General features: G+C 62.2%; 20 protein-coding genes. 9 read left to right on the forward strand and 11 right to left on the reverse strand.

Annotated elements, in window-relative coordinates:
- Positions 1 to 13: 13 nt before the first annotated feature.
- From rlmH to CXQ82_RS27570, 4 genes are all read right to left on the reverse strand, one after another.
- Entirely contained in the window at positions 14 to 481 is a 468-nt protein-coding gene (gene rlmH / locus CXQ82_RS27555) for a 23S rRNA (pseudouridine(1915)-N(3))-methyltransferase RlmH (RefSeq protein ID WP_003176297.1), read from the reverse strand.
- A gap of 9 nt (positions 482 to 490) precedes the next feature.
- Positions 491 to 985: a ribosome silencing factor gene (rsfS, locus tag CXQ82_RS27560; RefSeq protein WP_003176298.1), complete on the reverse strand. Its 495-nt coding sequence runs from the start codon at positions 983 to 985 to the stop codon at positions 491 to 493.
- A gap of 69 nt (positions 986 to 1,054) precedes the next feature.
- Positions 1,055 to 1,699, reverse strand: coding sequence for a nicotinate-nucleotide adenylyltransferase (gene nadD, locus CXQ82_RS27565; RefSeq protein ID WP_101273159.1), 645 nt, complete (start codon positions 1,697 to 1,699; stop codon positions 1,055 to 1,057).
- Positions 1,699 to 2,964 carry a glutamate-5-semialdehyde dehydrogenase gene (locus tag CXQ82_RS27570; protein WP_101273160.1) on the reverse strand — a complete coding sequence of 422 codons (1,266 nt, stop codon included), beginning with the start codon at positions 2,962 to 2,964 and terminating at the stop codon, positions 1,699 to 1,701. Before CXQ82_RS27570 ends, nadD begins: the two co-directional genes overlap by 1 nt.
- 175 nt (positions 2,965 to 3,139) lie before the next feature.
- Between CXQ82_RS27570 and CXQ82_RS27575 the strand changes: the two genes are divergently transcribed.
- Both CXQ82_RS27575 and CXQ82_RS27580 read left to right on the forward strand, forming a co-directional pair.
- Positions 3,140 to 3,811 (forward strand): DNA-3-methyladenine glycosylase, encoded by a 672-nt coding sequence (locus CXQ82_RS27575; protein ID WP_101273161.1) that lies wholly within the window; start codon positions 3,140 to 3,142, stop codon positions 3,809 to 3,811.
- 192 nt (positions 3,812 to 4,003) lie between these two features.
- On the forward strand, positions 4,004 to 5,320 hold the full coding sequence (locus CXQ82_RS27580; protein ID WP_101273162.1) for a bifunctional DedA family/phosphatase PAP2 family protein: 1,317 nt from the start codon (positions 4,004 to 4,006) through the stop codon (positions 5,318 to 5,320).
- Here the strand turns inward: CXQ82_RS27580 and CXQ82_RS27585 are convergent.
- The 3 genes from CXQ82_RS27585 to CXQ82_RS27595 are packed head-to-tail and all read right to left on the reverse strand — an operon-like array spanning position 5,314 to position 6,995.
- Positions 5,314 to 5,907 (reverse strand): LON peptidase substrate-binding domain-containing protein, encoded by a 594-nt coding sequence (locus CXQ82_RS27585; RefSeq protein ID WP_101273163.1) that lies wholly within the window; start codon positions 5,905 to 5,907, stop codon positions 5,314 to 5,316. The two genes, CXQ82_RS27580 and CXQ82_RS27585, sit on opposite strands and share 7 nt — an antisense overlap.
- Before the next feature lie 21 nt (positions 5,908 to 5,928).
- Positions 5,929 to 6,645 (reverse strand): LrgB family protein, encoded by a 717-nt coding sequence (locus tag CXQ82_RS27590; RefSeq protein ID WP_101273164.1) that lies wholly within the window; start codon positions 6,643 to 6,645, stop codon positions 5,929 to 5,931.
- Positions 6,642 to 6,995 (reverse strand): CidA/LrgA family protein, encoded by a 354-nt coding sequence (locus CXQ82_RS27595; RefSeq protein WP_101273165.1) that lies wholly within the window; start codon positions 6,993 to 6,995, stop codon positions 6,642 to 6,644. Before CXQ82_RS27595 ends, CXQ82_RS27590 begins: the two co-directional genes overlap by 4 nt.
- A 181-nt stretch (positions 6,996 to 7,176) precedes the next feature.
- On the opposite strand from CXQ82_RS27595, the gene CXQ82_RS27600 reads away from it, so the two are divergent.
- The 3 genes from CXQ82_RS27600 to CXQ82_RS27615 all read left to right on the forward strand — a co-directional run bounded on the left by CXQ82_RS27600 (position 7,177) and on the right by CXQ82_RS27615 (position 10,283).
- Positions 7,177 to 7,632: a MaoC family dehydratase gene (locus CXQ82_RS27600; RefSeq protein ID WP_101273166.1), complete on the forward strand. Its 456-nt coding sequence runs from the start codon at positions 7,177 to 7,179 to the stop codon at positions 7,630 to 7,632.
- 261 nt (positions 7,633 to 7,893) lie between these two features.
- Positions 7,894 to 9,612 (forward strand): C13 family peptidase, encoded by a 1,719-nt coding sequence (locus CXQ82_RS27610; protein WP_101273168.1) that lies wholly within the window; start codon positions 7,894 to 7,896, stop codon positions 9,610 to 9,612.
- A gap of 29 nt (positions 9,613 to 9,641) precedes the next feature.
- A complete protein-coding gene (locus CXQ82_RS27615; RefSeq protein WP_101273169.1) occupies positions 9,642 to 10,283 on the forward strand; it encodes an oxidoreductase in 642 nt (213 codons plus the stop codon).
- 148 nt (positions 10,284 to 10,431) lie between these two features.
- On the opposite strand, the gene CXQ82_RS27620 is transcribed toward CXQ82_RS27615, so the two are convergent.
- The 4 genes from CXQ82_RS27620 to CXQ82_RS27635 are packed head-to-tail and all read right to left on the reverse strand — an operon-like array spanning position 10,432 to position 14,643.
- A complete protein-coding gene (locus tag CXQ82_RS27620) occupies positions 10,432 to 10,716 on the reverse strand; it encodes a YceK/YidQ family lipoprotein (protein ID WP_101273170.1) in 285 nt (94 codons plus the stop codon).
- The gene (gene ubiX / locus CXQ82_RS27625) at positions 10,709 to 11,338 is read right to left on the reverse strand and encodes a flavin prenyltransferase UbiX (RefSeq protein ID WP_003219402.1); all 630 of its coding nucleotides are present in this window, start codon (positions 11,336 to 11,338) and stop codon (positions 10,709 to 10,711) included. The genes CXQ82_RS27620 and ubiX overlap by 8 nt, the downstream gene beginning before the upstream one ends.
- A complete protein-coding gene (gene mpl / locus CXQ82_RS27630) occupies positions 11,335 to 12,684 on the reverse strand; it encodes a UDP-N-acetylmuramate:L-alanyl-gamma-D-glutamyl-meso-diaminopimelate ligase (protein WP_101273171.1) in 1,350 nt (449 codons plus the stop codon). The genes ubiX and mpl overlap by 4 nt, the downstream gene beginning before the upstream one ends.
- A gap of 57 nt (positions 12,685 to 12,741) precedes the next feature.
- Positions 12,742 to 14,643 (reverse strand): sigma-54-dependent Fis family transcriptional regulator, encoded by a 1,902-nt coding sequence (locus tag CXQ82_RS27635; protein WP_101273172.1) that lies wholly within the window; start codon positions 14,641 to 14,643, stop codon positions 12,742 to 12,744.
- A gap of 275 nt (positions 14,644 to 14,918) precedes the next feature.
- Between CXQ82_RS27635 and CXQ82_RS27640 the strand changes: the two genes are divergently transcribed.
- The 4 genes from CXQ82_RS27640 to eutC all read left to right on the forward strand — a co-directional run bounded on the left by CXQ82_RS27640 (position 14,919) and on the right by eutC (position 20,367).
- Complete coding sequence (locus CXQ82_RS27640; RefSeq protein ID WP_101273173.1) at positions 14,919 to 16,439, forward strand: aldehyde dehydrogenase family protein; 1,521 nt, start codon at positions 14,919 to 14,921, stop codon at positions 16,437 to 16,439.
- A 205-nt stretch (positions 16,440 to 16,644) separates the two neighbouring features.
- A complete protein-coding gene (gene eat, locus CXQ82_RS27645) occupies positions 16,645 to 18,078 on the forward strand; it encodes an ethanolamine permease (RefSeq protein WP_028618090.1) in 1,434 nt (477 codons plus the stop codon).
- 64 nt (positions 18,079 to 18,142) lie between these two features.
- Positions 18,143 to 19,537: an ethanolamine ammonia-lyase subunit EutB gene (locus CXQ82_RS27650; protein ID WP_101273174.1), complete on the forward strand. Its 1,395-nt coding sequence runs from the start codon at positions 18,143 to 18,145 to the stop codon at positions 19,535 to 19,537.
- Positions 19,534 to 20,367, forward strand: a complete 834-nt coding sequence (gene eutC, locus CXQ82_RS27655; protein WP_101273175.1) for an ethanolamine ammonia-lyase subunit EutC — start codon at positions 19,534 to 19,536, stop codon at positions 20,365 to 20,367. Before CXQ82_RS27650 ends, eutC begins: the two co-directional genes overlap by 4 nt.
- Positions 20,368 to 20,370 lie beyond the last annotated feature (3 nt).

Below are 20,370 nucleotides of genomic sequence, written 5' to 3' on the forward strand. Positions count from 1 at the left end.
GGAGGGGCGCAGATTATTTGTGGTAAGGGTGCCCGGACAGAACTGTCCAGGCGCGATACAGCTGTTCACCGATCAGGATCCTTACCAACGGGTGCGGCAACGTCAGCGCCGACAGCGACCAGCGCTGGTCCGCCCGCGCGCAGACTTCCGGCGCCAGCCCCTCGGGGCCACCGACCATGAAGTTGACGGTGCGCGAATCCAGGCGCCAGCGGTCCAGTTCCACCGCCAATTGCTCGGTGCTCCAGGGCTTGCCGTGCACTTCGAGGGTGACGATGCGCTCGTTGGGGCCGACCTTGGCCAGCATGGCTTCGCCTTCCTGACGGATAAAGCGCGCCACGTCGGCATTCTTGCCCCGGGTATTGAGCGGTATCTCTACCAGTTCCAGCGACAGCTCAGCGGGCAGACGCTTGGCATACTCGTGCCAACCTTCTTCCACCCACTTGGGCATGCGTGAACCGACAGCAATGAGACGCAGGCGCACAGCCGTTCCTTATTCCTGGTCTTTGTTGAGCTTGTCGAAGTGCGCGTGGCCCACTTCCGGGCTGTGGTGCTTGCCATCGGCGGCACGGCTCTGCTCGGCGCCTTTCCACAGACGCTCCAGGTCGTAGAACTGACGAGCGTTGCTGGTCATCATGTGAACGATCACGTCGTCCATGTCCAGCAGTACCCAGTCGCTGTCGCCCTTGCCTTCTTCACCCAGTGGCTTGACGCCCTGGGCTTTGACGGCTTCGCGAACCTTGTCCAGCATCGCGCCGATCTGGCGGTTGGAGGTACCGGTGGCGATGATCATGAAATCGGTGATGCTTTGCTTGTCACGTACGTCCAGAACCTGGATGTCCTGGGCCTTAACGTCTTCCAGCGCGGCAACGGCGACTTTTACCAGCTCTTCGCCAGCCAGTTCCGGGCCAACGTGGGCTTCAACCGGCAGCGGTGCGCTTTTGAAGGTGCCTTTGCGCTTAACTTTGCTTACGTCTTTGTTCGTCATAAAAAACTCGTTTTGCTCGTATGTTCGGGCGCTTGCTGCACGATTGTTCGTGCGTTCAAGCGCGCCTTTTCAGTTCGACGCACGGTAAAGCCCGTGCGCATCGATGTAGGCCAGGACCGCGTCAGGCACCAGGAAACGTACCGACTTACCGCTGGCCAGCAGTTGACGGATCTGGGTGGCGGACACCGCAAGCGGGGTCTGCCAGACGAATGCAATATTCCCGTTCGGCCCGGTCAGGGCCAAGGGGTCACTTACCGACCGCGCGGCCAGCAGGTTGCGCAAGGCATCCGGCGGTTCGCTGTCGGCATCCGGGCGTTGCAGAACCAGGATGTGGCAATGCTGGAGGAGTTCCTCCCAGCGGTGCCAAGAGGGCAGGCCGCAAAATGCGTCCCAGCCCAAAAGCAGAAACAACTGGTCATCTACGGCCAACTCGGCGCGTATCAGCTCCAGGGTGTCGACAGTGTAGGACGGTTTATCGCGTTTGAGTTCGCGGTCGTCCACCACCAGCGGCGGAATGCCGGCTACGGCAAGGCGCACCATTTCCAGGCGCTGTTGCGGTGACACCTGTGGCGTGTCGCGATGCGGCGGCCGCGCATTGGGCATCACGCGCAGCTCGTCCAGCGCGAGGGCATCCGCGACTTCCAGGGCACTGCGCAAATGGCCGATGTGCACGGGGTCGAAAGTACCGCCGAGCAGCCCGATGCGTTTAGCCATCAAGTGCGCACATGACCGTCGCCGAACACCACGTACTTCTCGCTGGTCAGGCCTTCCAGGCCAACCGGGCCGCGTGCATGGAGCTTGTCGGTGGAGATACCGATCTCCGCCCCCAGGCCATACTCGAAGCCGTCGGCAAAACGCGTCGAGGCGTTGATCATCACCGAAGCGGAATCCACTTCGTTGAGGAAGCGCCGCGCATCGCTGAAATGCTCGGAAACAATGGCGTCGGTGTGCTTGGAGCCGTATTTGTTGATGTGTTCGATGGCCTGGTCCAGGTCGTCGACGATACGGATCGACAGGATCGGCGCCGTGTACTCGGTGTACCAGTCCTCTTCCGTGGCTTCGATCACGTCCGCGCCCAGCAGCGCACGGGTGCGCTCACAGCCACGCAGTTCGACGCCCTTGTCACGGTAGATGGCAGCCAGCGGCGGCAGCACGCGATCGGCAATGCCGACGTGCACCAGCAGGGTTTCCATGGTGTTGCACGGGGCGTAGCGGTGGGTCTTGGCGTTGTCGGCGATGCGGATCGCCTTGTCGATATCGGCGGCGACGTCGATAAACACGTGACACACACCGTCCAGGTGCTTGATCACTGGCACCTTGGCATCACGGCTCACGCGTTCGATCAGGCTCTTGCCACCGCGCGGCACGATCACGTCGACAAATTCCGGCATGGTGATCAGCGCGCCCACGGCGGCGCGGTCGGTGGTTTCCACCACTTGCACCACTTCAGCCGGCAACTCGGCCACAGCCAGGCCCTGCTGGATGCAAGCGGCGATGGCGCGGTTAGAGTTGATGGCCTCGGAACCGCCACGCAGGATGGTCGCATTGCCCGACTTGAGGCACAGGCTCGCGGCGTCGATGGTCACGTTCGGGCGCGACTCATAAATGATGCCGATCACGCCCAGGGGCACGCGCATCTTGCCCACCTGGATGCCGGACGGCAGGTAGCGCATATCGCGAATTTCACCGATGGGGTCAGGCAGCTTGGCCACCTGACGCAGGCCTTCGATCATGTCGTCGATACGTGCCGGGGTCAGCGCCAGGCGATCCAGCAGGGCTGGCTCCAGGCCATTGGCGCGGCCGTTGGCCAGGTCCAATTCATTGGCGGCAGCCAGCTCGGAGCGCGAAGCATCCAGAGCGTCAGCGGCGGCCAGCAAGGCACGGTTCTTCTGCGCGGTGCTCGCACGGGCGATCAACCGCGAGGCCTGACGGGCAGCGCGACCCAGGCGGGTCATGTAGTCAAGAACGGACTCAGTCATGGTCAGGGAGTCTTGGCAAAGAGGAAAGCGGCAGATTATAGCTGTGACGCCGCCCGACTGACAGCGGTGAGGGGCGGATGGTCGAAATGAACTGTAAAAACCTGGGGTTCAGCGGTAATTAAGGTGGGAGTTGTTATTATTCGGTCACATTTAGCCGTATTTACCTCTGACCGCCATGCCCCAACTCCCTTCCAGCGCCCTGCCCGACGGCTTCTTCGACCGAGACGCGCAATTGCTCGCGCGTGAATTGCTCGGAAAAGTCATACGTCACCGCGTGGGCGAAATCTGGCTTTCAGCGCGAATTATTGAAACCGAAGCCTATTACGTGGCCGAAAAAGGCAGCCATGCCTCACTCGGCTACACAGAAAAGCGTAAGGCTTTGTTTCTGGATGGTGGCCACATCTACATGTACTACGCCCGTGGCGGCGATTCGCTGAACTTCAGCGCCCAAGGCCCGGGCAATGCCGTGCTGGTCAAATCGGCCTACCCGTGGGTGGACGAAGTGTCCGGCCCGGCCAGCCTGGCGCAGATGCTGCTGAACAATCCGAACGCCGATGGTAGCCCCAGGCCCACGCAGAAGCTGTGTGCCGGCCAGACCCTGCTATGCAAAGCCCTGGGCCTGAAAGTGCCGATGTGGGACGCCAAGCGTTTTGACCAGGAATTGCTCTACGTCGAAGACGTGGGTCAGACGCCGACGCAGATCATCCAGACCACCCGCCTGGGCATCCCCAGCGGGCGCGATGAACACCTGATGTACCGCTTCGTCGATGCTGGCTACGCGCCTTATTGCACGCGGAACCCGCTGCGCAGGGGCCAGGTCGAAGGCCAGGATTATTTTTTGATTTGAATTGAGACGGTTGCTCTTGCTGGAAAACGATATCCGCCACACAGCAGATCCAATGTGGGAGCGGGGTTGCTCGCGAAGGCGGCGTGTCAGCACTGGATGCATCGACTGACACGCCGCCATCGGGGGCAAGCCCCCTCCCACAGTTGATCTTCACCGTCTCAGATTTTGTATTACATATATGGAGAAGTTTGTATGGGCCACTGGCTCGATAGCATTACCGGCTGGCTGACCCTGAACCCGCAATGGCTGGCGGTGGCAGTGTTTATCGTCGCGTGCGTGGAATGCCTGGCCATCGCCGGACTGATCGTGCCGGGCACGGTGTTGCTGTTTGCCATTGCGGCGCTGGCCGGCAGTGGCGCGCTGTCGTTGAGTGAAACCCTGCTGCTGGGCTTCCTCGGCGGGTTACTCGGTGATGGTGTTTCCTACTACCTGGGACGACATTTCCACCAGAACATCCGGCGCCTGCCGGGCCTGCGTCACCATCCGGAATGGATGAATGGCGCCGAAACCTACTTCCACAAATACGGCATCGCCAGCCTGCTGGTCGGACGTTTCATCGGCCCGTTGCGCCCCATGCTGCCGATGGTGGCAGGCATGTGCGACATGCCGTTCCCGCGCTTTGCCGCCGTGAGCGTCCTGGCCGCAGCCGGCTGGTCGGTAGCCTATCTACTGCCAGGCTGGGCCACCGGTGCCGCCTTCCGCCTGCCCTTGCCGGAAGGTTTCTGGCCGGAAGCGGGGATTGTCGCCGCGTGTCTGGCTGTCGTGGTGGGGCTGAGTTTGAACAGCAGCCTGCGCGGACACCGTCGCACCACCCTGTGGATCGGCTGCGCCAGCCTGGTGTTGTTGATCGCACTGTTTATTGGCTACCCGCACCTCAATGACTTCGACCAGGGCCTGAGCGCGCTGGTGCAGGAGCATCGCAGCCCGTGGCTGGACGAGGTGATGGTGCGGATCACCCAACTGGGTGAGTTCAAGAAGATGTTCGTCGCCAGCGCCATATTTACCGGCCTGCTGTTACTGGCGCGGCAATGGCGCCATGCGGTGTTTGTCGGCGCCACCCTGGCCGGCGCGGCGGTGATCAACACCGGCACCAAGCTGTTTTTCGCACGGGGCCGGCCGGAAATTCTTACCGACCCACTGACCAGTTTCAGCATGCCCAGCGGGCATGCCTCCGGGGCCTTTGCGTTTTTCCTGGCGCTGGCGGTGTTGGCCGGGCGCGGGCAACCCACGCGGTTGCGCCTGACCTGGCTGCTGCTGGGCTGTATCCCGGCAGCCTTTATCGCGCTGTCGCGGGTTTACCTGGGGGCCCATTGGCCGACGGACATTCTTGCCGGCACCCTGCTGGCGATGACCGTGTGCGCCTTCAGCCTCGCGGTGAGCCAGTACCGCAGCCCGCTGCCGGCGATGTCGCAGAAAACCTGGTGGCTGCTGCTGCCGGCGCTGGTGGCGGTGCTGAGTTTTATCGCCCTCACCGGCACCTCCCACGCCCTGCTGCGCTACGCCTACTGAGTGAAGAGTTCACCTTGCAGCTCGTCCAGCAGCATCTGGATGGCGTCCAGGCGCTGCTGGGGGTCGTCGAGTTGCAGCAGGTCGATCTTGTCGGCCTCGGTGAACGGCAGCAGGTACGCCAGCTGATTGCCCAAGGCTTGCTGGCCATCGGCGTGGGCGTCCATGTCCAGCGAGGCCACCATCGGGTGTTCGGCCAGGGCCTGGAGCAAGGCCAGCAGGTCGGCGTCTTCTTCTTCCAGGGGCTGGTCCGGCAGCTCTTCCAGCCATTGCACCTCGGCCACCAATAGCTGGTCTTTCTGCACGCCGGCGTCACGCACGCGGAAGCGGCGGCCGCCTTCGACGCGAATCCCCAGCAAGCCGTTGTCCTGCTGCTTGAAGTCGCGGATCAGCGCTTCACAGCCGATCAGCGCGTAGCCATCCGGAGCCATGCCCACTTCCTTGCCGTCGAGGATGCACACCACGCCAAAGCTTTCGCCCTTTTTCATGCAGCGGCTGATCATGTCCAGGTAGCGCGCCTCGAACAGTTGCAGGTCAAGGGTGCAACCAGGGAACAGCACGGTATTGAGCGGGAACAACGCCAGACTCATAAAGGTTTCCTTAAACCTGGTTTAAACAATCACCGACACAGCCAACGGCAGGAACACTGCCGTGGCCACGCCCATCAGACTCATGGCCAGCGCTGCAAAGGCGCCGCACTCTTCGCTTTCCTGAAGGGCCACCGAGGTGCCGACGGCATGGGCAGTCATGCCCAGGGCCATGCCGCGCGCCTCGGGGCTGTGCACGCCCAGGCGCGACAAATACGCCGGGCCGATCATCGCGCCGATCACGCCGGTGATCAGCACAAACACCGCGGCCAGCGCCGCCACCCCGCCGATCTGCTCGGCCACCAACATGGCAATCGGCGAGGTCACCGACTTCGGCGCCATGGTCATCAGCATCATGTGTTCGGCGCCAAACCACCAGCCCAGCAGCACACACAGGCCAGTGGCCAACACACCACCTACCACCAGCGTAGTAAAAATCGGCCAGAACAATTGACGAATGCGCCGCAGGTTCAGATAAAGCGGCACCGCCAGGGCCACCGTGGCCGGGCCGAGCAGAATACCCATGATCTCGGTGCTCTTACGGTACTCGGCGTAACTGAGGCCGCAAGTCAGCAACACGCCGATCACCAATAACATGGAGACCAGCACCGGTTGCAGGAAAATCCAGCGGGTTTTCTCGAAGCCGGCGAGCACCAACTGGTAGGCGCCGAGGGTGATGCCGATGCCAAACAGCGGGTGATGAATGACGGCCGTCCACGCGCCTTGCCAGTCGAAGGTCATTGATCCTTCTCCTTGCGCTTGACCATCTGCTGCATCAGCACGCCGACAAAGCCCATGGCGATCACCAGCGACAGCACCAGCGCACCGACGATGGCCCAGAAGTCGGCGGCGATGTCCTTGGCGTACACCATCACCCCCACCGCCGGCGGCACCAGTAGCAACGGCAGGTAGCGCAACAGGCTGCTGGCGGCCAGGCTCAAGGGCTCGCCGACTTCGCCGCGCCAGATCAGAAACCCCAGCATCAGCAGCAGGCCGATGATCGGCCCAGGCAGCACCGGCAACACCAAATGGTTGATCGCCGTGCCGATCAATTGAAACAGCACCAGCCAGGTCAGCCCACGTAACAGCATCCGTTCTCTCCCCCTTCAAAACCCGCCCGCATTATAAGCACGCCCGCCCTATGCACCGGCATTCGCCAAAAGCATGGTGGGTTGACCGGGCCCATTGGCCATGATGATCTACATTGGTTCTCTGTAACCCATAAAAAACACCGACTTTGTATAAAGACTCGATGAACCAAGGAGAGACGCAATGCCCTATGTACCCGTAGCGCAGCTCAAAGATTATGTCGGCAAGGAACTGGGACGTTCCGAATGGCTCACCATCGACCAGGCCCGCATCAACCTGTTCGCAGAAGCCACTGGCGACCATCAGTTTATCCACGTCGACCCGGTCAAGGCCGCGCAAACGCCGTTTGGCACCACCATCGCCCACGGTTTCCTGTCACTGTCGCTGATGCCCAAGCTGATGGAAGACATCCTGATCGTGCCCGAAGGCCTGAAGATGGCGGTCAACTACGGCCTGGACAGCGTGCGCTTTATCCAGCCGGTGAAGGTCAACTCCAAGGTACGCCTGAACGTGACCCTCACCGATGTGACCGAGAAAAAGCCCGGCCAATGGCTGCTCAAGGCCACCGCTACCCTGGAGATCGAAGGCCAGGAAAAACCCGCTTACGTTGCAGAGTCGTTGTCGCTCTACTTCGTGTAAACCCCGACCAACATTGTGGCAAGCAAGCTTGTCGTGGCGAGCGGGCTTGCTGTGGCAACTGGCTTGTCGTGACAAGCGGGCTTGCTGTGGCGAGCGGGCTTGCTGTGGCGAGCGGGCTTGCTGTGGCGAGCGGGCTTGCTGTGGCGAGCGGGCTTGCCCGCGTTGGGCGGCGCAGCCGCCCCCCTCCAAAATGCGGCCACAAATTCATGTATGAAATCTACAGCTGCGGCATACTCGGCGCTCAATTATCCGGATCCCGCTATGCGCCCACTCGCCCCCCTCGCCCTTGCCCTGTTGCTCACCGCTTGCGGAGACGGCGAATCGCTGTTGCCGCCCGATGCGCGCCTGCCCGATGGCGGCCGTTACCGGGGCGATGTGGTCAATGGCTTGCTGCAGGGCCAGGGCCGCGTGGATTACCCCAACGGCAGTTGGTACGCCGGCCAGTTCGACAAAGGTCAGTGGCACGGTGCGGGCGAATGGCATGGCAGTAATGGCGAAGTCTACAAAGGCCAGTTCCAGCAAGGCCTGTTCGACGGCCAGGGCAGCCTGACCACCGCCGGCAGCCACTACGTAGGCGGGTTCAAGAACGGTCGACGCAACGGCGAAGGCACCCTCAAAGAGGGGCAGATGACCTATCGCGGCGAGTTCAAGGATGACCAGTATTCCGGCCTCGGCCGCCTTGAGCTGGCCGACGGCAGCCAATATCAGGGCCAGTTCGCCCACGGCAAGCCGAATGGCGAAGGCCAGCGTAACGACGACAGCGGCAACCAGTTCAGCGGCCACTTTGTGGATGGCCAGCTGGAAGGCAACGGCACCTTCAATAGCGCCGACGGCGATATCTATGTGGGCCAGTTCAAGCAAAACCAGCTCAATGGCAAGGGCCGCTACGAAAACGCCGACGGCGACGTGTGGATCGGCCAGTTCAAGGAAGGCGCCCTGAGCGGCAAAGGCGAATTGATTGGCGTGGACGGCAGCCATTATGTCGGCCAGTTCAGCGACTGGCGCTTTACCGGCGAAGGCCGCCTGAACCTCACCGATGGCAGCTTCTATATTGGCGGCTTTGACAGCGACAGCTATCAAGGCACCGGCACCCTGGTACTTACCGACGGCACCGTGCAGGCCGGCACTTGGGTCAATGGCATGCGTGTGCGTGACGCCGATGGCAAGCTGCTGCCCGACCCACTGGAAATCGGCGTGCTGGCCCAGGGCCACTTGCTCGACGCGGCACTCGCCGCCGTACCGGCGTCCACCCCGGCAGTGGAGCTGTACACTTTGGCCGTGGCCGGCGACGGCAAGCAAAGCGTGTTCCTGCGCGAAGCCGATTACGTCAGCAATATGCTCGCCACGCGCTTCGGTGCGCGCGGGCAGATCCGCCTGGTCAACCACCGCGACCATATCGCTGACCGCCCCCTGGCCACCCGCGAAAGCCTGCGCCGCGCCGTGCAGACCCTGGCCGAACGCAGCGGGCCGGAAGACCTGGTGTTTATCTACCTGACCAGCCACGGTACCCACGAACACGAACTGGTGCTGGACCAGCCGCGCATGGAGCTGGCCGACCTGCCGGCCGATGAACTGGCCGCCGTGCTTACGCCACTGAAAAACCGCGACAAGATCATCGTGATTTCCGCCTGCTACTCCGGCGGTTTCATCCCCGCGCTCAAAGACGAACGCACGCTGATCATGACCGCCTCGCGCGCCGATCGGGTGTCCTTCGGATGTTCCGAGGAAGCCGACTTTACCTACTTCGGCGACGCCCTCTTCGCCCAAGCCTTCAACCAGACCGACGACCTGCAGCAAGCCTTCAAGCTGGCGCAACTGCACGTGGCCGAACGCGAGCAGGCGGACAACTTCGAAGCGTCCGAACCGCAGATCTGGGCCCCCAAAGGCGTGATCGCCCACTGGCAATTATTACGCAAGCAGCAGGCACGAAAGGCGCTCGAAAGCGTCTCAATGAATAGCAAGGAAGCCAAAGGCAACTAAGCTGTAACGTGTAACAAGGGGGAAACACCATGTACCTGACACCTCAGCATATCTTGCTGGCTGGCGCCTCTGGCCTCACCGGCGAACACCTGCTCGACCGCCTGCTCAACGAACCCACCGTGACCCGCGTGCTGGCACCCAGCCGCAAACCGTTGGCGGAACACCCGCACCTGGAAAACCCGGTGGGCGACCCGGCGGTGTTCCTGCCGCAACTGAGCGGCCGCGTGGATATCGCCTTCTGCTGCCTGGGCACTACCATCAAGCAGGCGGGCTCCGAAGCGGCATTTCGCGCCGTCGACCTGGACATGGTGGTGGCCTTCGCCCAACGCGCACGGGACATGGGCGCGCGGCACCTGATCGTGATCAGCGCGATTGGCGCCGACCCGAAATCCTCGATCTTCTACAACCGCGTCAAGGGCGAAATGGAACAGGCGCTGAAGGCCCAAAACTGGCCGCAACTGACCATCGTGCGGCCGTCCTTGCTGCTGGGGGAACGGCTGGAGCCGCGCCTGGCCGAGCAATTGGCCGGGCCGCTGTCGCGATTGATTCCGGGCAAGTACCACGGCATTGAAGTATGTGAACTGGCCCGAGCCATGTGGCGCCTGGCGCTGGAAGAGCAGGATGGGGTGCGCGTGGTGGAGTCGGATGAGTTGCGTAAGCTCGGTAAATAAGCCGATTTAGCTACTGTCAGAGATATAAATGTGGGAGCGGGCTTGCTCGCGAAGGCGGTGAATCAGTCAACTTATGCAGGGACTGACACACTGTATTCGCGAGCAAGCCCGCTCCCACATTGGTTTTGTAGTGCATTCAGGATCAGGGTTAAAGCCCGCCTGTAGCGTTGAACCCCACCCCCAGCACCGTCAACACCGACAGTGGCAGCAGCAGGGTGTCGAGCAACGCACTCGCCGGCAGGTCCACACCCGGATAGCTCGGCGCCTCGGCGCCAAAGCGATCCTTGGCGCAGCAGCCGCCGTTCATGGCGTACAAGTCCAGGCGTGTGCCGGCATACACCACCGGCGCGCCGGGTTGCGCCGCATCCAGCGTGCGCGCCGTGGCGCAACCCGCCAGTTGCAAGGCCAAAACCACCAGCAGCGCCTTATTCATCGCTGCTCAAATGGTGTTCGCCCCAACGCGGCAGCATGTCCTGAGGGATATTCAGCAGGTTGAGAATCCGCGCCACCACAAAGTCCACCAGGTCATCGATGGTCTGTGGCTGGTGATAGAACCCCGGCGACGCCGGCAAGATGGTCACGCCCATGTTCGACAACTTGAGCATGTGCTCCAGGTGAATACTCGAATACGGCGCTTCACGCGGCACCAGGATCAACTGGCGACGCTCCTTCAGGGTCACATCCGCCGCGCGCTCGATGAGGTTATTGCAGGCGCCGGTGGCAATCGCCGACAGGGTACCCGTGGAGCACGGCACCACCACCATCGCCGCCGGCGCGCCGGAGCCGGAGGCCACCGGTGACATCCAATCCTCTTTCCCGTAGACCTTGATCTGCCCCGCCGCCGCACCGGTGTACTCGGTGAGGAAGGCCTGCATCATCTGCACCTTGGGCGGCAGCGCCACGTCGGTTTCAGTCGCCAACACCAACTGCGCGGCCTTGGAGATCAGGAAATGCACCTCGCGGTCCTCACGCACCAGGCAATCGAGCAGGCGCAGGCCATAGGGCGCGCCGGACGCGCCCGTCATCGCCAGGGTAACGCGCTCCGGGCCGCTCATTTGAGCGCCTCGGCCAATTTGCCGTGCAGGCCGCCGAAGCCGCCATTGCTCATCACAACCACGTGGGTGCCGGGCTTGGCCTGATGCTTGACGTGTTCGATGATGCCTTCGATCGAATCGCACACAATCGACGGCACGGTGCACAGCGCCGCAATCGCCGGCAGGTCCCAGCCGAGGTTCGAGGGCGCATACCAGATAACCTGATCGGCATCGTTGACGCTTTCCGGCAGGCCATCACGGTGCGCGCCGAGCTTCATCGAGTTGGAGCGCGGCTCCACAATGGCGATGATCTGCGCATCACCGACACGCTTGCGCAAGCCGTCGAGGGTAGTAGCGATTGCCGTTGGGTGGTGGGCAAAGTCGTCGTAGATGGTAATCCCATTCACGTCCGCGACCTTCTCCATGCGGCGCTTCACACTTTTGAAGGCGCTCAATGCGGCAATACCCATGGAAGGCACCACGCCCACATGGCGTGCCGCAGCCAAGGTGACCAAGGCATTGGCGACGTTATGCTGGCCGGTCATGTCCCAGTCGACGATGCCTTGGGCCACGCCCTCAAACAGCACTTCAAACCTGGAACCGTCTTCACTGAGCAACTTGACCTGCCATTGCCCGCCCGCACCGGTGGTTTGCACCGGGGTCCAGCAGCCCATCTCGATCACGCGCTGCAACGCCGGCTCAGTGGTCGGGTGGATAACCAGGCCTTCGCTCGGGATGGTGCGCACCAAGTGGTGGAACTGTCGTTCGATGGCTGCCAGGTCGGGGAAGATGTCGGCGTGATCGAACTCAAGGTTATTGAGGATCGCCGTACGTGGGCGGTAGTGGACGAACTTCGAGCGCTTGTCGAAGAAGGCGCTGTCGTACTCGTCCGCCTCGATCACGAAGAACGGCGTATCGCCCAGGCGCGCCGACACCGAGAAGTTCTGCGGCACGCCGCCAATCAGGAAGCCCGGGCTCATGCCCGCATGCTCCAACACCCAGGCCAGCATGCTGCTGGTGGTGGTCTTGCCGTGGGTGCCGGCCACCGCCAATACCCAACGGCCTTGCAGCACATGGTCGGCCAGCCACTGCGGGCCGGACACATACGGCAAACCTTTATTGAGCACGTATTCGACCGCCGGGTTGCCACGGGACATGGCATTGCCGATCACTACCAGGTCTGGGACCGGGTCGAATTGCGCCGGGTCGTAGCCTTGGGTCAGCTCAATGCCCTGGGCCTCGAGTTGCGTGCTCATGGGCGGGTAAACATTGGCATCGGAGCCGGTGACGTGATGACCCAGCTCTTTGGCCAGAACCGCCATCGAGCCCATGAACGTACCGCAAATACCAAGAATATGAATGTGCATAGTCGACCTCGTAAAACATCGAGGCAGGTTAGCGCAGGGGGGCGAAAATCGCACTCTTTAGCTGTTGGCCTGCCGGGCTATGCCGTGCCTGCGCAACTTTCTATACAGGGTGTTGCGGCTGACCCCCAACTGCGCTGCCGTATGGGTCATGTGCCAGCGCTGTTGCTCCAGGGCCGTCAGCAGCGCGAGTCGCTCTGCGTCTTCCAGTGGCGACTCCACCCGCTTGGCCTCGGCGACCGATTGCGGCTGAGCCTGGCGGATCTGCGCGGGCAAATCCTCAAGGCCGACACACCCGTCGTCGCACAGTGCCGCCAGCGTGCGCAGCACGGTGCGCAACTGCCGCACGTTGCCCGGCCAGGCGAAGGCCAGCAGCGCCGCACGCGCGGCCGGGGCGAGCTGCACCGGCTGCCCGGCCGCTTCTTGCGCCAGCAGGAAATCCAGCAATTGCGGCGTGTCGCTGCGCTCACGCAGCGGCGGCAGGCCGACTTCCAGGCCGTTGAGTCGGTAGTACAGGTCCTCACGAAAACTGCCGTCCTGCACGCGTTCCAGCAAATTCCGGTGGGTCGCGCTGATAATTCTTACATTCACTGCCTGGGGCTCACCGCCGAGCGGCACCACCATGCGGTCTTCCAGCACCCTGAGCAGGCGGGTCTGCAGCGCCAGTGGCATATCGCCGATTTCGTCGAGGAACAGCGTGCCGCCGTCGGCCTGCTGCAACTTGCCCTGCATGCCTTCCTTGCGCGCTCCGGTGAAGCTGCCACCGCGATAACCGAACAGTTCACTTTCGATCAGGCTTTCCGGGATGGCCGCACAGTTGAGGGCCACGAAGGCTTTGTCGGCGCGCATGCTGGCGTGGTGCACCGCCTTGGCGAAGGCTTCCTTGCCGGAACCGGTTTCGCCATTGATCAATAAGGGCACGTCGCGCTCGAACACCCGCAGCGCCTTGCGAAAATCATTCTGCAGCGCCGGGTCACCCATGCACATGCCAGGCAGGCGCGGCCGCTCGGGTGCTGGAGGGGGGATTGCCGCCTGGCTGCGCACTTGCCCACGCAAGGCCGCGAACAGAGGCCGGCCATCGCGGGTGCGCAGTGGCCAACTGGCAGTCGCATTCGCGCTGGCACGCCCCAGCAACTGGTCCAGGGAACAGTCGAAAAACGCCTCCACCGGCTGCCCCATCAGGCCGCCACGCGCCTGCCCCAACAGGTTCAGCGCACTCTGGTTTGCGGCGCAGATGCGCCCTTCGCCATCGAACGCCAACAGCCCTTCGCTGAACAACCCTACCGACTCGGCCTGCAAGTGAAAACGCAGCAACCAGTGGCGCTCAAAGTGACGCAGGAAGTAACAACTTTCGATCATCTTCGCCGACAGGTTCACCAGCGCCATGGTATGGAACTGGCTTTGTCGCGACACCGCTTCGCGCGCCGAGGACACATCGAGCACCGCCAGCAATTCACCATGGGGGTCGAACACCGGGCTCGCCGAACAGGTCAGCCCCGTATGACGGCCACGGAAATGCTCATCGCGATGAATGGTCAACGACTGGCGCTCCACCAGGCAGGTACCGATGCCGTTGGTGCCTTCACTGGCCTCACTCCAGTCGGCGCCCAGCCACAGCCCGGCGCGCTCGAAGATCTTGCGCTCGGACGGCGCGGTGACACAGTTGAGGATCACCCCGCGTGCATCGGTCAGCAGCACCGCATGGCCGGCGCCCGAGAGTTGTTGGTGCAAGCTGTTCATCTCATTGCCAGCGATGCTCAGCACTTGTTGCAGGCGCTCGCGGCTTTCCAGCAGGCGCCCGTGTTCGAGCACGGTAGGGGCGATAGTCTGCGCCGGGTCGAGGTGGTAATCCTCGAGGCAACGCAGCCAGGAACGGGCGATGGAGGGATCGCTGGACGGATCGCGGCCGCGCGCCACAGTGAGGACTTGCTGGGCATGGCGACTGAAATGATCGTTATGCATGTTCTTATTATTCTCCCTGCGTGAGAACAGCCAGCATCCCCCAGCCATCCAACCATTGCAATCCCGCGCCGACCCACCGGTCACAGCCTGTACCGTTTGTGGCACAAACTGTAACCCAGGGTGTCTCGGCGCCGTGACAGCAACGCCTCGCAACAAAGCTCAACCCCTTGATTTACCTGGCCGGCAAAGCAGTGGCCCAACCTTTGCTCTACGCTTTATCAAGCGCAGCAACAGCGCTGCACTCCAATAAACATAAAAGCCAGGAGATACCCACCATGCGTTACGCACACCCCGGTACTGAAGGCGCGATCGTTTCGTTCAAGGCCAAGTACGGCAACTACATTGGTGGCGAATTCGTTGCGCCGGTCGACGGCAACTACTTCACCAACACCTCGCCGGTCAACGGCAAGCCTATCGCCGAATTCCCGCGCTCCACTGCCAAAGACATCGACAAGGCCCTCGACGCCGCCCACGCTGCCGCTGACGCCTGGGGCAAGACCTCGGCCCAGGACCGCTCGCTGGTGCTGCTGAAAATCGCCGACCGCATCGAACAGAACCTCGAACTGCTGGCCATCACCGAAACCTGGGACAACGGCAAGGCCGTGCGTGAAACCCTCAACGCCGACATCCCGCTGGCCGCCGACCACTTCCGCTACTTCGCCGGGTGCATCCGCGCCCAGGAAGGCACCAGCGCCGAAATCAACGAACACACCGCGTCCTACCACTTCCACGAGCCGCTGGGCGTGGTCGGGCAGATCATCCCGTGGAACTTCCCGCTGCTGATGGCCGCGTGGAAACTCGCACCCGCCCTGGCCGCCGGCAACTGCGTGGTGCTCAAGCCGGCCGAGCAAACCCCGCTGGGCATCAACGTGCTGCTGGAAGTGATCGGCGACCTGCTGCCACCGGGCGTGCTGAACGTGGTGCACGGTTTCGGCAAAGAAGCCGGCGAAGCCCTGGCCACCAGCAAGCGCATCGCCAAGATCGCCTTCACCGGCTCTACGCCAGTGGGCTCGCACATCATGCATGCGGCGGCCGAGAACATCATTCCGTCCACCGTTGAACTGGGTGGCAAGTCGCCGAACATTTTCTTCGCCGACATCATGAAAGCCGAACCCTCGTTCATCGAGAAAGCCGCCGAAGGCCTGGTGCTGGCGTTCTTCAACCAAGGCGAAGTGTGCACCTGCCCATCCCGCGCGCTGGTGGAAGAGTCGATCTACGACGACTTCATGAAAGTGGTGATGAAGAAGATCGAGCAGATCAAACGCGGCGACCCGCTGGACACCGACACCATGGTCGGCGCCCAGGCGTCCGAGCAACAGTTCGACAAGATCCTGTCCTATCTGGAAATCGCCAAGGGCGAAGGCGCGCAGCTGCTTACCGGCGGCAAGGTTGAACAACTCACCGGTGACATGGCCGGCGGCTATTACATCCAGCCGACGCTGCTCAAGGGCACCAACGAAATGCGCGTATTCCAGGAAGAAATCTTTGGCCCGGTGGTGAGCATCACCACTTTCAAGGACGAAGCTGAAGCCCTGGCCATTGCCAACGACACCGAGTTCGGCCTTGGCGCCGGCGTGTGGACCCGCGACATCAACCGCGCCTACCGCATGGGCCGCGCGATCAAGGCAGGCCGCGTGTGGACCAACTGCTACCACCTGTACCCGGCGCATGCCGCGTTTGGCGGTTACAAGAAGTCCGGTGTGGGCCGTGAAACGCACAAGATGATGTTGGATCACTACCAGCAGACCAAGAACTTGCTGGTGAGCTACGACATTAATCCGCTCGGTTTCTTCTAACTAGCACCCCCTCCCACAGTTGAAATGCAATCAAATGTGGGAGGGGGCTTGCCCCCGATGAGGGTGTGTCAGTTACTTGATTTTTGGCTGACACACTGCAATCGGGGGCAAGCCCCCTCCCACATTTGGATCTTCATAAGTACTTGCAAATTGCGACCGGCACAAAGATGCCGAATCAGAACAATAACAATGAAAGGTACTTCCCATGCCTAGCGAACCCACTGGCTCTTCCGTCGACTTCGAAAAAGTCGACTCCCAATACTTCCAACAACGCGAATTGAAAAAAGGTGCCGCCGGCTGGGTGCTCTTAGTTGGCCTCGGCGTTGCCTACGTTATCTCCGGCGACTACGCCGGCTGGAACTTCGGCCTGGCCCAGGGTGGTTGGGGCGGGATGTTCCTCGCCACATTGCTGATGGCCACCATGTACCTGTGCATGTGTTTTTCCCTGGCCGAACTGTCTTCCATGATTCCTACCGCCGGCGGCGGCTACGGCTTCGCCCGCAGCGCCTTTGGCCCTTGGGGTGGTTTCCTGACTGGCACCGCCATCCTGATCGAATACGCCATCGCCCCCGCCGCCATCGCCGTATTTATCGGCGCGTATTGTGAGTCGCTGTTCGGTATCGGCGGCTGGATGATTTACCTGGCGTTCTACATCATCTTTATCGGCATCCACATCTTCGGTGTCGGCGAGGCATTGAAGCTGATGTTTGTGATCACCGCCGTGGCTGCGATTGCCTTGGGCGTGTTTCTGGTGGCGATGGTGCCGCACTTCAACGTCGCCAACTTGCTCGACATCCCGGTGACCGAAGCCAAGGGCGCCAGCACCTTCCTGCCCTTCGGCTACGTCGGCGTGTGGGCAGCGATCCCCTATGCAATCTGGTTTTTCCTCGCCGTAGAGGGTGTGCCCCTGGCCGCCGAAGAAACCAAGAACCCCAAACGCGACCTGCCGCGCGGCCTGATCGGCGCCATTGTGGTGCTCACCAGTTTTGCCTTGCTGATTCTGGTGATCGCACCGGGCGGCGCCGGCACCTACGCGCTGATCAAGTCCGGCAACCCCTTGGTGGAAGCGTTGGCGCTGTCCTACGGCGGCTCGACCTGGATGGGCAGCTTCGTCAACCTGGTGGGCCTGGCGGGCTTGATCGCGAGCTTTTTCTCGATCATCTATGCCTATTCGCGGCAGATCTTTGCCTTGTCCCGCGCCGGCTACCTGCCGCGCAAACTGTCCCAGACCAACAAGAGCAAGGCGCCCGTGCTGGCGCTGGTGATCCCCGGGATCATCGGTTTTGGCCTGTCGCTGACCGGCCAGGGTGATTTGCTGATTCTGGTCGCGGTGTTTGGCGCGACCATTTCCTACGTGCTGATGATGGCCGCGCACATCACCCTGCGCATCCGCCGCCCCAAAATGGACCGCCCATACCGCACACCGGGCGGCATCTTCACTTCGGGCGTTGCCTTGGTACTGGCCTGCGTGGCCGTAGTGGCGGGCTTTCTGGTGGACCCACGGGTGGTGATTGGCGCCGCGATCATCTATGGAGTATTAATTGCTTACTTTGCTTTCTACAGCCGGCATCACTTGGTAGCAGGCACGCCCGAAGAGGAATTCGCGGCGATCCAGGCCGCAGAGGCCGCCTTGCACTAATAGCCGTAAACCTCGACGCGGATGCTTGACTCACAGGTATTCCGCGTCGCCAAGGAGACACTGTATGGCAAGCTTTTCCCACGCGGTGGGTGCACAAACCTACCGCTTCGATAGCCTCAAGGACGTGATGGCCAAGGCCAGCCCCGCACGTTCCGGGGATTTTCTCGCCGGTGTTGCCGCGCAGAACGACGGCGAGCGAGTGGCGGCGCAAATGGCGCTGGCCAATATTCCGTTGAAGCACTTCCTCGAAGAAGCGCTGATACCCTATGAAAGCGATGAAGTCACGCGGCTGATCATCGACACCCACGATAAACAGGCGTTTAGCACGGTCAGCCACCTCACCGTCGGCGGCCTGCGCGACTGGTTACTCAGCGATGCGGCCGACGAACATTCCCTACGCGCCTTGGCGCCAGGGCTGACCCCGGAAATGGCCGCCGCCGTATCGAAGATCATGCGCGTGCAGGACCTGGTACTGGTGGCCCAGAAGATTCGCGTGGTCACCCAGTTTCGCGGCACGATGGGCCTGCGCGGGCGCCTGTCGACCCGTCTGCAACCCAACCACCCCACGGATGAACCGGCCGGCATTGCCGCCAGCATTCTCGATGGCCTGCTGTACGGCAACGGCGACGCCATGATCGGCATCAACCCGGCTACCGACAGCATCGCCTCGATCTGCGCCATGCTGGAAATGCTCGACGCGATCATCCAGCGCTACGAAATCCCCACCCAGGCCTGCGTGCTGACGCATGTCACCACCTCCATCGAAGCGATCAACCGCGGCGTGCCGCTGGACCTGGTGTTTCAATCGATTGCGGGTACCGAAGCGGCCAACGCCAGTTTCGGCATCAACCTGAACGTGCTGCAGGAAGGCTACGATGCGGGCTTGAGCCTCAATCGCGGGACCTTGGGCCAGAACCTGATGTATTTCGAAACCGGCCAGGGCAGCGCCTTGTCGGCCAATGCGCACTTTGGGGTCGACCAGCAAACCTGCGAAACCCGCGCCTACGCAGTGGCCCGCCACTTCAAACCGTTTCTGGTGAACACCGTGGTCGGCTTTATCGGCCCCGAGTACCTGTACAACGGCAAGCAGATCATCCGCGCCGGCCTCGAAGACCACTTCTGCGGCAAGTTGCTCGGCGTGCCGATGGGCTGCGACATCTGCTACACCAACCATGCCGAAGCCGACCAGGACGACATGGACACCCTGCTGACCCTGCTAGGGGTGGCTGGTATCAACTTCATCATGGGCATCCCCGGCTCCGACGACATTATGCTCAACTACCAGACCACCTCATTCCACGACGCCTTGTACGCCCGACAAACATTGGGTTTAAAGCCGGCACCGGAATTTGAACAATGGCTGGCGAAAATGGGCATTTTCACGCAAGCCGACGGCAAGGTGCATTTCGGCAACAGCCTGCCACCGGCATTTCGCCACGCCCTGGCGCAACTGGGATGAAGGAGCCGACCGTGCAACCAGACCTGCCCGACAACCCGTGGCTGGAATTGCGCCGCCTGACCCCGGCGCGTATCGCCTTGGGCCGTACCGGCACCAGCATTCCCACAGGTGCCCAACTGGATTTCCAATTCGCCCACGCCCAGGCGCGGGACGCCGTGCACCTGCCCTTCGACCACGCAGGCCTGAGCAGCCAACTGGCCGAACGCGGGCGTGACAGCCTGTTGCTGCACAGCGCGGCGGCCGACCGGCATATGTATCTGCAACGCCCGGACCTGGGCCGGCGTTTAAGTGATGAGTCGGCCCAGAGCCTGCGTGACTACGCGGCGGCCAACTCGGGCGGGGTGGACCTGGCGATAGTGGTCGCCGACGGGCTGTCGGCCCTGGCGGTGCATAAACACACCTTGCCGTTCCTGACACGCCTGGAGGAACAGAGCAACGCGGACGGTTGGTCGCTGTCACCCGTGATACTGGTGGAACAGGGCCGTGTGGCGGTGGCCGATGAGGTGGGTCAGTTGCTTGGGGCCAAGATGACCGTGATCCTGATCGGCGAGCGCCCGGGGCTCAGTTCGCCGGACAGTCTGGGCCTGTATTTCACCTACAACCCCAAGGTCGGCCTTACCGATGCCTATCGCAACTGCATCTCGAATGTGCGCCTGGAAGGCTTGAGTTATGGCATGGCGGCGCATCGCCTGCTGTACTTGATGCGAGAGGCGTGTCGCCGGCAACTGTCGGGGGTCAATCTGAAGGACGAGGCGCAGGTGCAAACCATCGAATCCGACGACCCGGATTTGATCAAAGGCAATTTCCTGCTCAGCCCGCCCACCGACTGATAC

It is taken from the genome of Pseudomonas sp. S09G 359 (genome assembly GCF_002843605.1).
GTDB lineage: Bacteria > Pseudomonadota > Gammaproteobacteria > Pseudomonadales > Pseudomonadaceae > Aquipseudomonas.